The following is a 15,979-nucleotide window of genomic DNA, read 5'->3' on the forward strand; positions in this document are numbered from 1 at the left end:
TATCATAATGAATTATCATTATCCGTTTGATGAAACATGGAGCAAGCAGGAGATTATAGATGTTGTACATTTTTTCAATTTGATTGAAAATGCGTATGAGAAGCAGGTGAAACGGAATGTTTTGCTGGCTGCATATCGCAGGTTTAAAGTAATCGTTCCTTCTAAGAGTGAAGAAAAGACATATTTCGCCACCTTTGAAAGAGCATCGGGATATAAATGTTATCCGGTTGTGAAACAAGCCCGTAATACGGAAGGAAAATTTATAAAAATGAAATAAAAAATTTAGGCTGGGACTAAAGTGTTTTATCCAAAGAAAAATACCGAACAATTAAGTAGGAAGTGGAGCGGATAACCGCTCCGGAAATTTCCTGCTTGTTCGTCCTTTGAACACTTTTTGATATATCCCAGCTTTTTTTAAATCCTCAACCCATTGATAGTTTGTACAGCGGTGCAAGCTTTTTAAAAGTTTCTTCTGCCTCATGAATAAATGCTTTACCGGATTTTAATGCTGGATCAGCAGGCTCGAAATGTTTACCAATTAGGAATTCTGCTTTTTTCACATTTTTGAAACGGGTCAGTGCATGTTCCAAATCAATCTCGGATAAAGCGGTAGCGTCTTTTTTCATATGATCCTGGGAAATAACGAAATTGCTTGGGATTGTCCCTCTTATATCCTCCAAATATTCGAGGAATGTCGAAGCATACTTTTCCTTATCTGGAAGCTCATAAATGTAGGCCAGCCACATAAATAGATGATCATCAAATAATCCGATTTGAAAATGCGGATGTTTTTTATAACCGCGTTTGTTATGGCAAAATGCCATCCATGTATCGTTTGGCGGGTTTACGGTCCTTCTTGCATGCTGAGCGATATGGACATACATTTCAGTTCCTGTCATTTCTTCAAGACTTTCTGTCAATTTTTCGCCAATCGCTTTAAATTTTGGCTGAATCCGTTCCTGAATTGCCTTCATTCGGTTATCCAGACCATTAATATGAAATGTATCAAAGTCTTTTTTGGAAAATCCTCTAAAACCCATTTTGCTACATCCTTTCAACGTTATCCTATTACAGATTATAATAATTATTATTAGGTAAATAGCGCTGACAGTCAAGTATTACCGTTTTTAATGTTTGTAATGCTGTCAAAAAGGGTAATGTAAAATAATTAACTGATAATGATGAACCTTTTTCATTCAAACATCATATATATAATAAAAGCCATCTGGAAGGGTGTGAGTGTGTTGAAATATGTAATGGAAGCATTACGAAAGAAAGAAGCACAGGAAAAACTGCCCGTCATACGTATGGAAATTGATTATGAGCTGGTTACATTACATGATGCGATGCAGGCACATGATCATGTGGAAATTATAAAGACCAAGGAGCGGTTGAAACAATTGCACCGTCAGCTGGTGGAAGCGGAAACGAATTAAATAGGTATGTGGCCCCTTTCTACATATGTTCAATATGAACAAATATCGGGGCCATTTTATTATGGAATGATTTCGTGATTCGTATCCTTCAATCTGGTATGATAAAATAACTGATAAATATAATGGAGGATACGTTATGAACTTGGAAATGCGGAATAGAATATATAATCAGGCCAAAGACTGGGTTTTACAAGCGGGTATGGTTATCCGGAAAAAGATGGCGGAACCGCTTGAGATTGAAACAAAATCGAATCGAAATGACCTTGTGACAACAATGGATAAAGATATTGAATATTTTTTTGTAAGCCGTATAAAACAGAAGTATCCTGATGATAAGATTATCAGCGAAGAAGGGTATGGGGATACTTTAGGCAGTTTGAAAGGAACTGTCTGGATTATAGATCCGATTGATGGTACCATGAATTTTGTTCATCAGAAACGAAACTTTGCCATTTCCGTCGGTGTTTACCATGAAGGTATCGGTGAATTTGGATTTATTTATGATGTCATGGCCGATACAATTTATAGTGCCAAACGGGGGGAAGGAGCCTACAAAAATGATTACAGGCTGCCTAAGCTTAATAGTGAAAAACAAATTACCGAGTCGATTATAGGAATGAACCATTTCTGGTTGTGTGAAAATAGATTAGTGGATGAAAAAGTGATGCAGCAATTTATCCGGACAATTAGGGGAACACGGCTTTACGGATCAGCTGCACTGGAATTTGCTTATGTATCGGAAGGTATTATGGACGGATACATCTCCATGTCACTGGCGCCATGGGATTTCGCGGCAGGGGTTATCATTCTTAAAGAAGTTGGCGGAGAAATCTATACAGCGACTGGGGAAGAAATAAATATGTTGAAGAAGAATTCAATTGTGGCATGCAATCCTTCGATAAAACACGAGATAATTGATAAACATCTGAAAGCAGGAAGAAAGTGACACCGGAATTCGGGTCACTTTCTTTTTCGTTTGAGTGATAATCCATATCCCATGAAGGCAAAGCCTAATATGATGAATAGGAGTACAAACCAGATGTTGCGGTAGGCGATGGAGATTCCGACCAATACAAACATAAGAATAACCAGTGTAGCCAAAAGCAGCATCGGTATATTGATATTTTTCATTTCTGACACCTCTTTGCTAAGTACAATGAACTTCAAGCCTTTCAAGAATATCATAAAAATGACATTTTTTTAACTAGCATGCAACTGTAAGATTTAGTATGATAGTATAGGAGTTTTAATGTTAACTGGTAATGGAGGATATAAATGAATACAAATTTCAGCCCGTTGTTTAACTTTGTTGTGGAGAATTTTCATGGCCATGAATTAGCAATTTTTTACTTTGCGAATCTAATCTTTGCAGCAATTGCATATAAACTGGGGTTTGCGCGCAAACTGCCACTATTAAAGTCTTTATTGGTATACATATTGTTAGCCATTGGGTCGATTATCATAACTTTTTTCAGTGTGGTAGGGTATCCCATTACAGAAAGTCTTATAATTATGTCGCTCATTCTTGCTATTTACCGATTTCGATTGCATCGGGAAAGGAAGCAAAAATCTGGTGTATAAGAACAAAAGCGCAAGCGCCCGTGTAGCGTGGATCGGCGTTGCCGCGCAAAGCGGCGATTTTAGCCGATCTTCCTTTCATTTCGAACCGATGTTGACTTTCATCACAAGGGTATAAGTGCGACTAAGCCTCTGGTTTCACCAATCGGCAAGTCTTCTTTATCGCAGTGGAGGAGTGTGAAGTTTGCTAGTTGCTGGGCGCTGGAGCTGGACGCGGCTCTTTCGGTAATCTAATTATACACAAGCATAAAATTTTATAATTTTCTAGATAAGAACAAAAGCTCCCGGTATTTGGGAGCTTTGCTTATATACAGAACACAATCACTGAAGCTAAATGGGCGTTTTCGCTGTTTATATAAGACTGTCTTTCTTTTTTCTTTCCTCATATAACTTGAAATTTCCTGTAGCATGCCGCTGTTTTGTTTTTTTGCCTATACGCTGGTCACATTCATCACACAAATACATATGGATTCGACGATTGCGTAATCGTTTCGCTTCCAATGATTGACTGTCAATATCTTCAACTGTGTCACATAAAACACATTTTACATTCATTGTATTCACCTCAAAATATTAGGCTTCTTACTTAATACTATAACATGATGTAACCGTGTATAAAAGAACAGGTTTTATACGAGAATAGGATGGGAATACGTATAATTAACATCAAAAAATTTGAGGAAAGGTTGATTTGATGAGAAAAAGATATCTTGCTTCGGTGGCAGGAGCAATAGGTGCAGGTGTCACAGGATATCTTCTGAAAGATGAGGAAAACCGCAATAAATTGAAAGAGAAAATGAATGCCGTTAAGGACAAATTAATGGATAATACAGAGGATTCTACATTGGAGGAGGCTGGGAAACCTGATCAGTTGGAAGAAAATGTTCCGGCCCAAGAGGAAAATTCCAAAATGGTTTCTGAAGGATCTCAGTTCGGTGTACAGTATTATAATAAAGCAAAAGAAGAAGAGGATTCCAAATAATAAAAGGTGCTTTCTGTCATAGTCAGAAAGCACCTTTTATTTAGTAAATCGGTATAAACGGCATGCAGGCTATTCTTTATTATGGTTATTCGATTGGTCCTCTTCAATATCATCCAATTGTTTTTCCTTGTTGTTTGGCGTAGTTTTTTTGTTTTGATCCGGTTCATCCGGTCTGTTTTCATTAATTGGGAAATCAGGCATATATCGGCCGACAATTGCAGAAAGCTCATCAACGACACCTTGTACTGGGTAACCTTGATTAATTTTGTCGCCCATGTTTCGCAGCCGCTGAACAACATCCGCATCGGCAACGACTACTGCGGTTTTACCGTAGGGGTCATGTTTTAATGCTTCCAATACAGAATATTTAACTGACCCAACCCGTGATCGGTCAAGATCCTTATCCACATCAATACCCACTACGGCGTAGGATCCGGCAACCACTGAGGCTGCATCATTTACGTTCGGTACCTCGCTGGCGACATTGGAAAGATGTTGAGCTATCTCACCATTGCTTAAATTCTGTTTGTCCATCGGATCGGAATCATCTATTTGTACAATACGATCATTATTATTCTGATCTTCATTTGGTAATGATTGTTCTCCCTGATTTTGCTGACAGCCGGTCAATAAGATAAATCCTGCAACTGACAGTATTCCTAAACGTAACAGCATGTATGCTCCTCCTTTAATGGTTGTGACGGAATTACTTTCTAACTAGTTTGCATGGAGGACCATAAAATATACATTTGGAATTAAAAAATTGAGACCGGAACATGTCCCAGTCTCAACATTGTTAGTTGATGATGATTTTTTCAATACCGGTTATTGGATTGTCCTTATTAGACCCGTCTTTAAAAAACAGATGCACCGGACCATCGGTTTTCACCGGTTTACCATCGATAGCAAACAGAAGATAACAATTTAATAACTGATCCAGCGTGATTTCGACATCTCCGTGCTTGGTTTTCAGTGTTACATCTGTTGCATCATTGCCGCTTTCTGCGTATTCCACAAAATCTTTTATAGGCATTACATAGGAATTAACTAATATTTTTTCCCTTTCGAAACGTGAAATGCTTTGATTAATCGGCGGATTTATTTTTTGCTGATAAACTGCCCGGTCCCACCGCTCAGAAGCTTGTTTCAATTCTTCTTCCTTCGTATTATCTTTCTCTTTTTCATCGAGAAACGCTTCCTCGAATAATACTTTTCGGTCATCAAAGATCCATACAGTAGGATCAAGTGTGATTTTATATGTAACATTTCCCAGTATTGGTACGATCATGTTATGCCACCTCTCTATATTGTCATTATCTAGGATAGCAGACATACGAAAATATTTCACGAAAAAATAGTGTTGAAATTACCTGATTTTATTTGCATTTTTATCATGCAAACGATAATATAGTAAAGAACAAAGTCTTTTTGATGGAGGGGATATAAATGATTCCTGAGGTGACTGAAACCCATCGTGAAAAAGCTTATGCCCTTCTAAAGGCTGATGCTGATAAAATACTGAGGCTAATAGAAGTACAAATAGAAAACTTGACGATGCCGCAATGCCCTCTCTATGAGGAAGTTCTTGATACACAGATGTTTGGTCTTTCAAGGGAAATTGATTTTGCTGTACGTTTAAATTTAATCAGCGAAAATGAAGGTAAAGCACTTCTGGAGAATTTGGAAAGGCAGCTCAATATTTTACATGAAACAGCACAGAAATCTGTGTAATGTCATGTTATAACTTTACCAAAAAACTTTGCCGATCGGATTGTGGCAAGGTTTTTTTGTTTAAAAAGATGAAACAGAAATGTGCCATAACATTGAAAATTATGTTATACTGATTGAAATTTCTATTTCATCTGTTATTATGAAATACATATATCGGGGAGAACAGAGATGATAAAGAAATTTAAGGATTATGATTTTACGCTTATGATTACACCTGTATTTCTGACAGGGTTCGGTATTGTGATGATTTACAGCGCAAGTATGGTATATGCAGTAGTGGAAGGATATGAGAGCACACATTACCTCTTTAAGCAGATTCAATGGTTTATTATTGCTGTAGGAGGTTTTGCTTTTACCAGTATTTTTCCATATAAGTATTACCAGAAGTTGATGAAGCTGATTATGTTAGTGACTGTTATTCTGCTTGTTGGTGTTCTTCTCTTTGGAAATGTTGTAAACGGTGCAAAATCGTGGTTTGACTTTGGGCTGGTCAGTATGCAGCCATCTGAATTTGCCAAGCTTGCACTGATCATGTATCTTGCCTCCGTTTATTCAAAAAAACAGGAATACATAAGCGAATTTAACAAGGGAGTATTGCCGCCATTAGTTATGACAGCAATTATCCTGGGTCTCATTTTAATGCAACCCGATGTAGGAACAGCTGCAATTATATTTTTGATTGCCTGTTCAGTAATTTTCAGCTCGGGAATACGTTTCAAACATTTGACAATTCTTGTATTAATCGGGTTATCACTGGTTGCCTTGGCTATTCCAAGCATGGTTACTGAAGAGCGGCTATCCAGATTTACCGGAGCTTATCAGCCATTTGAAACACCTGATACAGATGGCTATCATCTGATTCAATCGTACCTGGCCATTGGAGTTGGCGGATTGACGGGAGAAGGTCTCGGTCACAGTGTTCAAAAATTAGGTTATTTACCTGAGCCGCATACTGATTTTATTATGGCGGTAATCGCCGAGGAACTGGGCTTCACCGGTGTTGCTGTTGTATTGGGGTTACTGAGTATTATTGTTTTACGCGGTTTTTTTATAGCCAGAAAGAGCAGAGAAAGTTTTGGTGCTTTGCTTGCAATTGGAATTTCATCGATGGTTGGTGTCCAGGCGTTTATTAATTTAGGCGCCATTACCGGATTACTGCCTATTACCGGCGTGCCGCTGCCGTTTGTGAGCTATGGGGGATCCTCATTGCTGGTGATGATGATTTCTATGGGCATTCTGAACAATATTGCCAAAACTGTTCATAAACAAGAACAGGAAAGTGAACCAGTAAAGAAACAACCAACAAATGCTAGCAATGTATTCAAAAATAGAGGAGGAAAAACATGGGTGAAGTAAAAGAGATAAAGAAAGTACTTGTTGCAAATCGGGGAGAGATAGCGATACGCGTGTTTCGGGCATGTACCGAACTGAATATACGTACTGTTGCCGTATACTCCAAGGAAGATAGTGGTTCTTACCATCGTTATAAGGCGGACGAGGCCTATCTTATTGGAGAAGGGAAGAAGCCGATTGATGCCTATCTTGACATTGAAGATGTGATTGAAACAGCAAAAAATGTAGGAGTGGATGCAATTCATCCAGGGTATGGCTTCATGTCCGAAAATATCGATTTCGCCAGGCGCTGTGAAGAGGAAGGTATTATTTTTATTGGACCAACAAGTAAACATTTAAATATGTTTGGTGATAAAGTAAAGGCGAGAGAACAGGCAATCGAAGCTGCTATTCCGGTAATACCAGGAAGTGACGGACCTGTATCGTCATTGAATGAAATGGAAGCATTCGGCGAGAAACACGGCTATCCAATCATTATTAAGGCTTCACTCGGCGGAGGCGGACGCGGTATGCGGATTGTCCGCAATAAAAATGGACTGTCCGAAGCATATGACCGTGCCAGGTCCGAAGCGCGCGCTGCGTTTGGAAGTGACGAGGTTTATGTTGAAAAACTGATTGAAAATCCAAAACATATTGAAGTTCAAATCATTGGAGACAGTCATGGGAATATTGTACATCTGTTTGAACGCGACTGCTCCGTTCAGCGGCGTCATCAAAAGGTTGTTGAGATTGCACCGAGTGTTTCGCTTCCTGATTCACTGCGCAAGGAAATTTGCGATGCAGCTGTTAGTCTAATGAAAAATGTTGACTATCTGAATGCGGGAACAGTCGAATTTCTGGTAACTGATGATCAATTCTATTTTATTGAAGTTAATCCCCGCGTACAGGTTGAGCATACGATTACCGAAATGATTACCGGGGTTGATATTGTTCAGACACAATTAAAAATTGCTGAAGGCATGAATATACATGAGCCATCAATCGGGATTCCTGAACAGAGCGATATAAGGACGAACGGGTATGCAATTCAGTCACGTGTTACAACAGAGGATCCATTAAATAATTTTATGCCTGATTCAGGTAAAATCATGGCTTATCGTACCGGGGGAGGTTTCGGGGTTCGACTTGATGCCGGGAATGGTTTTCAGGGATCGGTCATCTCGCCGCACTACGATTCACTACTTGTGAAAGTTTCCACCTGGGCACTAAGTTTTGAGCAAGCTGCACAAAAAATGGTCAGAAACTTAAAAGAATTCCGGATACGTGGTATCAAAACAAATATTCCGTTTCTGGAAAATGTTATTCAGCATACTAATTTCTTATCCGGTCATTTCAGCACAACATTTATTGATCAAACACCGGAACTGTTTGTATTTCCAAAACGAAAAGACCGCGGAACAAAAATGCTGACATACATTGGTAATACAACCGTAAATGGCTTTGAGGGGATTGAAAACAAGAAAAAGCCATCTATACAGAAAGCGCCAATTCCGAAAATTGACCGACTCGACGATTTTCCTTCAGGCACCAAACAAATTTTGGATGAACATGGTCCTGAATATTTGGCACAATGGTTAAAAGAACAAAAAAACGTGATGCTGACAGATACAACTTTCCGTGATGCGCATCAGTCACTGCTGGCAACAAGGGTTCGTACAAAAGATCTGCTGCAGATAGCCGAACCAACAGCCCGTTTGCTGCCACAGTTGTTTTCAGTAGAAATGTGGGGTGGCGCTACTTTTGATACGTCATTCCGTTTCCTGAAAGAAAACCCATGGCAGCGTCTTCTGAAGCTTAGGGAGAAAATGCCGAATGTGCTTTTTCAAATGCTTCTTCGCTCCAGCAATGCTGTAGGATATAAAAACTATCCGGATAATCTTATTAAGGAATTTGTTGAGAAAAGTGCTACAGCAGGAATTGACGTATTTCGCATATTTGACAGTCTGAACTGGCTGGAAGGCATGCGTCCGGCAATCAATTTTGTACGGGAAAATAATAAAATTGCAGAAGCTGCCATGTGTTATACAGGAGATATCCTGGATACCGGCAGAACGAAATACGATTTAGATTACTATAAAAATCTCGCAAAAGAACTTGAAGCTGCGGGCGCACATATCCTTGGCATTAAAGATATGGCCGGTCTCTTGAAACCTGAAGCAGCATTTCAATTGATCAATACATTGAAAGAGACTGTTGATCTGCCGGTACATCTTCATTCACATGATACGAGTGGTAATGGGGTTCATATGTATGCCCGTGCAGTTGATGCAGGGGTGGATGCGGTTGATATAGCTTGTGGACCGATGGCAGGTATGACCTCCCAGCCAAGTGCGCAATCCCTTTATCATGCATTGGAAGGTACAAACCGTCAGCCAAAAGTAAATGTAGAGTCCTACGAAAAATTAGCTCATTATTGGGAAGGTATCCGCAATTATTATCAGGATTTTGAAAGTGGCATGAAGGCACCTCATACCGAGATTTACTTTCATGAGATGCCAGGCGGACAATACAGTAATCTAAAACAGCAAGCCAAAGCTGTAGGGCTGGGAAACCGCTGGAATGAGGTTAAAGCAATGTTCAGCCAGGTCAATGAAATGTTCGGTGATATTATTAAGGTGACACCCTCATCGAAAGTGGTAGGGGATATGACCTTATTTATGGTACAAAACGATCTGACTGAAGATGACATTTATGAACGTGGAGAATCGATTGATTTTCCTGCCTCTGTTATTGAATTTGCACAAGGGTATCTTGGGCAGCCATACCAAGGATTCCCACAAGAATTACAGCGCATTATTTTGAAAGGGAAGGAACCAATCAAAGTTCGCCCGGGTGAATTACTGGATGCTGTTGATTTTACACAATTGAAAGAATCTCTGTTCAAGACGCTGGATCGTCAGGTAACAAGCTTTGATTTGATTTCCTATGCACTTTATCCAAAGGTGTTCATGGATTATCATCGATTCACGGAACAATATGGAGATCTTTCCGTACTGGATACACTCACATTCTTCTATGGCATGCGGCTTGGTGAAGAAATCGAGGTTGAAATTGAACAAGGGAAAACACTGATTGTAAAACTTGTTTCTATTTCGGAACCACATGCAGATGGAACACGGGTTGTATATTTTGAACTAAATGGACAATCCCGTGAAGTAGTTGTAAAAGATGAAAGTGTTAAACCGCAAATTAAAACACGGCCGAAAGTTGACAGCAGCAATGATAAACATATTGGGGCAACAATGCCGGGAACTGTAGTTGAAGTTATTTGCGAAAAAGGGGAAAAGGTTAAAAAAGGTGACCATTTGCTGATCACAGAAGCAATGAAAATGGAAACTACTGTTCAGGCACCGTTCACGGGTGTTATCAAGGATATTCATGTCAAAAACGGTGAAACAATTGCTGTAAATGACCTTCTGATTGAATTTGAGTAAAAAGAATATACAGGCATAAAGGAAGAGGGAAATGTACCGAATACATTTCCCTCTTCTAATGGTCTATTTTTTTGTCCGTTGTTTTCCACTTCGTTTTGAAAGCAATACAAAATAGCTAAGCATTGCAAAATAGCACGAAATGACAAATGCATGCAATAGAGCAATCCACAGATTAAGCATGGTGAATATAATCATAGCACCAAGAAACACCTGCAATACTATTAATGAAAGTGTTGCAATCCATCCTCCGTACATAATCCGGTTATTCCGGTAATTCCTGATCATTTTAATGAATAAAACGATGGTCCAAATAAACAGAATACCAGCAGCCAATCGATGTCCCATCTGTATCCATTCCTGCATATTGAATCCTGCCAATGCGAGTGGGTCACTGTTTGAACAGAATGGCCAGTCAGGGCAAATCAAACTGGAATGGGCATGGCGTACCAATGCTCCTGTATAAACAACTACTAATGTATAAATGGTTATGCAGTAAATTTCGATTCGGTGTTTCTTCTGAATAACAAGTGATTCCGCGTCGAATTTTCGATCAATCTCAAAAATTAACAGCATGAGCAGAAATATTGCTGCAAATGATATTAGCGATATTCCGAAATGTGTTGCCAGTACAAAGTCCGACTGGTTCCAGACAACCGCTGCGGCGCCTATTAATGCTTGCAGAATTAGAAAGAACGAGGATAGAAACGACAAGAATTTAACCTCGCGGACATGTCCAAGATAAATCCAGGATAATATGGACAACGCCAATACAACAACTCCCATAATTCCGGATATAAGTCTGTGACTTAGCTCGATAATAAGTTCCGGAGATATGGCTGTTGGGACAAATTCTCCATGACAGAGAGGCCAACTGGCACCGCATCCCATTCCCGAACCTGTTTTGGTAACAAGGGCACCTCCCAGCAGCACAAAAACCATACCCAATGTGGAAACAACGGAAAGCCACTTTAATATTTTAATCATAAGTCTTCCTCGCTTTTTGTAAAAATAGTAAACAGTATAATACTGATAATATAATGCACTTATGTTCGCAATCAAATGTTACTATAACATATGATGGATTGCATGCGTGAAATATAAATACGATTTCACATTATTTTCATTAATAAAAAGGAAAAAAACCCTTGCATTGTTTACCGTTGTTTGCTAGAAATAAAGTAGGGGATATTTGCTAAGCTTCATGCCACTATGCCTGTTTTCATGGGAAATATACATAATTGTTTCGAACAGTAAAGGCTGATTCAGCCTTTCATTTTATTTTATGTTGCCTTTTCACAAATTTGTCACATTTGTCAGGGTCACAAAATTGTAAAATGAAAGTATGGTCTATGTCATTAAATAGATTGTATTGTTATTCCATGATACAATTAGGTTAATTTATGGTGGATAGTTTGGGAGTACTTAGGCAGGATAAGAATATATGCCTTGGATTTTTATGTGCAATTTGGCAATTGAAGGGGGGATTCATGTAATGGATAAAGTGGAGACTAATTCTTCACAATTAATTGGCAATGCATCTGCAGCAGGAGACAGTAATGCGTCGCTTTTTTCGGAAATAAAGTCACTAATTAAAGTGGGTATTGTGAATTCTAATTTGATAACGACTTTTGCCGGATTTTGGCTGGCTTTGTACTTTACCGGTGCGACATTTGCTGCCAATTGGGACATATTTATATTTACGATGGCTGGCAGTGCACTTGTGATAGCTGGCGGCTGTATTATGAATAACTGGTTCGATGTTGATATTGATCCAATTATGTCGCGCACAAAAAGCAGACCTACCGTAACAGGGCGCATATCATTAAATAACGCTCTTATATTGGGACTGTCTGCCACCGCAGCAGGCGTCATATTTTTATCATTTGCGACTGTGACGGCGGCTGTTATTGGTTTTATCGGCTGGTTTACGTATGTAGTGCTATATACGATGTGGTCCAAACGCAAGTATACGCTAAACACGGCAATTGGAAGCATTTCAGGTGCAGTTCCGCCATTAATTGGTTGGGCAGCAGTTGATCCAGATCTTCATTTAACAGCAATTGTGCTGTTTCTCGTTATGTTTATCTGGCAAACGCCCCATTTTCTTGCCCTTGCCATGAAGAAGACCGAGGATTATAAAAATGCCGGTATCCCAATGCTCCCTGTTGTACATGGTTTTGGCTTTACAAAACGTCAAATTGTGATTTATATTGCGTGTTTGCTGCCGTTACCATTCTATCTTTCAACTTTAGGGACAACATTTCTCGTAATAGCAACGCTCCTGAACATTGGCTGGCTTGCACTGGGTATTAGTGGTTTTTTCATGAAGAACGACTTGAAATGGGCAAATATGATATTTATTTATTCATTGAATTATCTGACCATCTTTTTTCTGACGATGGTAGTTGTAACATTCGAGTTCCCCTTAAGCTGAAAATAGTTCCTTACTTATAACAATTTATGATATAAGGAAAATCACAAAGAGAAAGAGAGGTATGAATACATGAAAGGCTGGATGGGTAAATCCCGAATATTTTTTCTGTTGAGCATGTTGGCACTTTTATTGGCCGGATGCGGCAAGGAAAACCTGACCGCTTTAAAGCCAAAAGGGTATGGTGCTGAAACTTCAATGGATTTAATTCTTTTAACCACTGTAATCATGTTATTCGTTTTTGCAGTTGTTGTATTGGTTTACGTCACCGTATTAGTGCGTTTCCGCAAGAAGAAGGGTCAAAAAGATTTCATTCCTAAACAGGTGGAAGGAAATAAAACACTGGAAACAATCTGGACTGTTATTCCAATCATTCTGCTGCTTATTATTGCAGTACCGACTGTTATTGCCACGTTTGATCTTGCAGATAATACGAAAGCAAAAGATCATCTGAATGTGGAAGTAACCGGCAACCAATATTGGTGGCACTTTAATTACAAGGGACAAAAGATTCAAACCAGTCAGGATTTATATATTCCGGTTGGTGAAAAAGTTTATTTGAACATGAAATCTTCAGATGTTATTCACTCTTTCTGGGTTCCGTCAATTTCAGGTAAAATGGACGTTAACCCTGCCAATGAAAATACAATGTATATTAAAGCATTTGAAGAAGGCGTCTATTACGGTAAATGTGCCGAGCTTTGCGGACCTTCACACTCACTGATGGACTTTAAGGTTATTGCAGTCAGTAAAGATGAATTCAATCAATGGGTTAAGGATATGAAGAATGTAGATCCGAAAGCAAAACCTGAGAGTAAAGTAGCTCAGGAAGGGCAGCAGCTGTTCCAGCAAAATAACTGTATGGGATGTCATGCGATTGGATCGTCACCAGCTCAAGTTGCACCTAACCTGACAAACTTTGGAGACCGTTCACAAATCGCAGGTATTTTAGACCCAACGAAAGAAAATCTGGTGAAATGGATCATGGATCCGGAGTCTGTTAAACCAGGCAATAAAATGACCGGTAAATATCCAGATGTATCAAAAGAAGAAGCAAGCAAGATTGCCGAGTATTTAATGCAGCTTCAACCATCTGAAATTACACCGGAAGATGCTAAAGAAAAGTAATATTTGTATTAATTTAAATTTATGTGAAACATATAAAAGGAGGTAAACGTTGTGAGTACAGCAGTTACTCAGAAAAGAAGCTTCGGTGCTGTGTTATGGGACTATTTGACAACTGTCGATCATAAGAAAATAGCACACCTTTACCTTTTCGGCGGTGGATTATTCTTTATCCTAGGCGGATTGGAAGCAATGGTTATTCGTATACAGCTGATGCAGCCTGAAAACGATTTCGTCAGCGCGGGACTGTATAACGAGATGATAACTATGCATGGTACAACAATGATCTTTCTGGCAGCGATGCCGTTGATCCTTGGATTGATGAATGCCGCCGTTCCATTGCAAATAGGGGCGCGTGACGTTGCGTTTCCATTTTTGAATGCATTGGGATTTTGGCTGTTTTTCTTTGGGGGACTTATTCTAAACTGCAGTTGGTTTTTAGGTGGAGCACCAGATGCAGGTTGGACTTCGTATGCACCACTATCGACGACATCACCCGGACATGGGGTGGACTTTTATGTCATCGGTCTGCAAATAGCCGGTGCCGGGACATTGATTGGTGGTATTAACTTCCTGGTAACCGTTATTAATATGCGTGCACCCGGTATGACATATATGAGAATGCCATTATTCACTTGGTCAACATTTATTACAAGCGTACTGATTTTATTCGCATTTCCTGCATTAACAATCGGTTTGTTCCTGCTAATGTTTGACCGGATGTTCGGATCGGCATTTTTCGATGTTTCACTTGGTGGTAATGCCATAATTTGGGAGCATTTATTCTGGATTTTCGGCCACCCGGAAGTTTATATCCTAATCCTTCCATTATTTGGTGTATTTAGTGATTTATTTTCAACTTTTGCGAAGAAACGTTTGTTTGGTTATACAGCAATGGTTTTTGCTACAATGCTGATTGCATTTCTAGGCTTCATGGTTTGGGCTCACCATATGTTTACAGTTGGTCTCGGACCGGTAGCAAACTCTATTTTTGCAATCGCAACAATGGCAATTGCAGTGCCGACAGGTATCAAAATTTTCAACTGGCTTGCAACCATGTGGGGCGGCCAAATTAAAATTAATTCAGCAATGCTCTGGGCACTCGGATTTATTCCGACATTTACCATTGGTGGTATGACCGGGGTAATGGTCGCATCTGTTGTTGCCGACTATCAGTATCATGATACGTATTTCGTAGTAGCGCATTTCCACTATGTAATTGTCGGTGGTACCATCTTTGGTATTTTTGCGGGTCTGCATTACTGGTGGCCAAAAATGTTCGGTCGCATCCTTAATGAGAAATTGGGTTATTTAACCTTCTGGACATTCTTTATTGGTTTCCATTTGACATTCTTCATTCAGCACTTTCTTGGGCTGATGGGAATGCCACGCCGTTATTGGGTATATCAAATTGGATCCGGACTTGACACCGGTAACCTGATAAGTACGATTGGTGCCTTCTTTATGGCTTTTGCTGTAATTGTATTCTTTTACAACATCGTTTACACTGCTGTAAAAGGAGAAAAGGCTGTTGATGATCCGTGGGATGGACGTACACTTGAATGGGCCACCGCATCACCACCGGTCCATTATAACTTTAAGCAAGTTCCGTTAGTTCGCGGATTGGACCCGCTTTGGGTTGAAAAAACGGAAGGTAAAGGGACTATGACCCCTGCAGAACCAGTAGGCGATATTCATATGCCAAACGGTTCATTCCTGCCATTCCTGATGAGTCTTGGCTTGTTCGTTGCAGGCTTTGGATTTATTTACCATATGGATCACAGCTGGGCATACATATTGTTGTTCGGCGGTATGGCAACATTGCTTGGCTGTATGCTGACCAGATCATTGAAAGATGATCACGGCTACCATATCCCTAAAGAAGAACTTGAAAGGGAGGCTGACTAAT

Annotated in this window: 17 protein-coding genes; 11 read left to right on the forward strand and 6 right to left on the reverse strand. The window is 39.6% G+C overall.

From position 1 onward, the window contains the following. Positions 1-7: 7 nt before the first annotated feature. The gene (locus B1K71_RS08445; RefSeq protein ID WP_077325923.1) at positions 8-277 is read left to right on the forward strand and encodes a UPF0223 family protein; all 270 of its coding nucleotides are present in this window, start codon (positions 8-10) and stop codon (positions 275-277) included. Between the two features lie 145 nt (positions 278-422). Here B1K71_RS08445 and B1K71_RS08450 read toward each other — a convergent pair whose 3' ends face one another. After that, entirely contained in the window at positions 423-1,040 is a 618-nt protein-coding gene (locus B1K71_RS08450) for a YktB family protein (protein WP_077325925.1), read from the reverse strand. Positions 1,041-1,244: 204 nt separating this feature from the next. Between B1K71_RS08450 and B1K71_RS08455 the strand changes: the two genes are divergently transcribed. Both B1K71_RS08455 and B1K71_RS08460 read left to right on the forward strand, forming a co-directional pair. Further along, positions 1,245-1,436 (forward strand): hypothetical protein, encoded by a 192-nt coding sequence (locus tag B1K71_RS08455; RefSeq protein WP_077330133.1) that lies wholly within the window; start codon positions 1,245-1,247, stop codon positions 1,434-1,436. 136 nt (positions 1,437-1,572) lie between these two features. Next, positions 1,573-2,382: an inositol monophosphatase family protein gene (locus tag B1K71_RS08460; RefSeq protein WP_077325927.1), complete on the forward strand. Its 810-nt coding sequence runs from the start codon at positions 1,573-1,575 to the stop codon at positions 2,380-2,382. A gap of 14 nt (positions 2,383-2,396) precedes the next feature. On the opposite strand, the gene B1K71_RS19890 is transcribed toward B1K71_RS08460, so the two are convergent. Then, the gene (locus B1K71_RS19890) at positions 2,397-2,567 is read right to left on the reverse strand and encodes a DUF5325 family protein (RefSeq protein ID WP_175631876.1); all 171 of its coding nucleotides are present in this window, start codon (positions 2,565-2,567) and stop codon (positions 2,397-2,399) included. 144 nt (positions 2,568-2,711) lie between these two features. Between B1K71_RS19890 and B1K71_RS08465 the strand changes: the two genes are divergently transcribed. Next, positions 2,712-3,017, forward strand: coding sequence for a YlaH-like family protein (locus B1K71_RS08465; protein WP_077325929.1), 306 nt, complete (start codon positions 2,712-2,714; stop codon positions 3,015-3,017). Positions 3,018-3,365: 348 nt separating this feature from the next. Here B1K71_RS08465 and B1K71_RS08470 read toward each other — a convergent pair whose 3' ends face one another. After that, complete coding sequence (locus B1K71_RS08470; RefSeq protein WP_077325931.1) at positions 3,366-3,569, reverse strand: YlaI family protein; 204 nt, start codon at positions 3,567-3,569, stop codon at positions 3,366-3,368. A 139-nt stretch (positions 3,570-3,708) separates the two neighbouring features. Between B1K71_RS08470 and B1K71_RS08475 the strand changes: the two genes are divergently transcribed. Continuing rightward, complete coding sequence (locus B1K71_RS08475; protein WP_077325933.1) at positions 3,709-3,996, forward strand: YtxH domain-containing protein; 288 nt, start codon at positions 3,709-3,711, stop codon at positions 3,994-3,996. A 69-nt stretch (positions 3,997-4,065) separates the two neighbouring features. On the opposite strand, the gene B1K71_RS08480 is transcribed toward B1K71_RS08475, so the two are convergent. Together B1K71_RS08480 and B1K71_RS08485 are read right to left on the reverse strand one after the other, a co-directional pair. Then, the gene (locus B1K71_RS08480; RefSeq protein ID WP_077325935.1) at positions 4,066-4,671 is read right to left on the reverse strand and encodes a YhcN/YlaJ family sporulation lipoprotein; all 606 of its coding nucleotides are present in this window, start codon (positions 4,669-4,671) and stop codon (positions 4,066-4,068) included. A gap of 121 nt (positions 4,672-4,792) precedes the next feature. Continuing rightward, positions 4,793-5,284, reverse strand: a complete 492-nt coding sequence (locus tag B1K71_RS08485; RefSeq protein WP_077325937.1) for a hypothetical protein — start codon at positions 5,282-5,284, stop codon at positions 4,793-4,795. Between the two features lie 158 nt (positions 5,285-5,442). Between B1K71_RS08485 and B1K71_RS08490 the strand changes: the two genes are divergently transcribed. From B1K71_RS08490 to pyc, 3 genes are all read left to right on the forward strand, one after another. After that, on the forward strand, positions 5,443-5,727 hold the full coding sequence (locus tag B1K71_RS08490) for a YlaN family protein (protein ID WP_390350833.1): 285 nt from the start codon (positions 5,443-5,445) through the stop codon (positions 5,725-5,727). A gap of 168 nt (positions 5,728-5,895) precedes the next feature. Further along, complete coding sequence (ftsW, locus tag B1K71_RS08495) at positions 5,896-7,083, forward strand: putative lipid II flippase FtsW (RefSeq protein ID WP_077325939.1); 1,188 nt, start codon at positions 5,896-5,898, stop codon at positions 7,081-7,083. After that, positions 7,071-10,514: a pyruvate carboxylase gene (pyc, locus tag B1K71_RS08500; protein WP_077325941.1), complete on the forward strand. Its 3,444-nt coding sequence runs from the start codon at positions 7,071-7,073 to the stop codon at positions 10,512-10,514. The genes ftsW and pyc overlap by 13 nt, the downstream gene beginning before the upstream one ends. A 63-nt stretch (positions 10,515-10,577) precedes the next feature. On the opposite strand, the gene B1K71_RS08505 is transcribed toward pyc, so the two are convergent. Beyond that, positions 10,578-11,498, reverse strand: a complete 921-nt coding sequence (locus B1K71_RS08505; protein WP_077325943.1) for a COX15/CtaA family protein — start codon at positions 11,496-11,498, stop codon at positions 10,578-10,580. Positions 11,499-12,006: 508 nt separating this feature from the next. On the opposite strand from B1K71_RS08505, the gene cyoE reads away from it, so the two are divergent. From cyoE to ctaD, 3 genes are all read left to right on the forward strand, one after another. Next, positions 12,007-12,948 (forward strand): heme o synthase, encoded by a 942-nt coding sequence (cyoE, locus tag B1K71_RS08510; protein WP_077330137.1) that lies wholly within the window; start codon positions 12,007-12,009, stop codon positions 12,946-12,948. 69 nt (positions 12,949-13,017) lie between these two features. After that, complete coding sequence (coxB, locus tag B1K71_RS08515; RefSeq protein WP_077325945.1) at positions 13,018-14,073, forward strand: cytochrome c oxidase subunit II; 1,056 nt, start codon at positions 13,018-13,020, stop codon at positions 14,071-14,073. 51 nt (positions 14,074-14,124) lie between these two features. Further along, positions 14,125-15,978, forward strand: coding sequence for a cytochrome c oxidase subunit I (ctaD, locus tag B1K71_RS08520; protein ID WP_077325947.1), 1,854 nt, complete (start codon positions 14,125-14,127; stop codon positions 15,976-15,978). Position 15,979 lies beyond the last annotated feature (1 nt).

Origin of the sequence: Virgibacillus siamensis (assembly GCF_900162695.1) — a bacterium.
Taxonomy (GTDB): domain Bacteria; phylum Bacillota; class Bacilli; order Bacillales; family Amphibacillaceae; genus Lentibacillus; species Lentibacillus siamensis_A.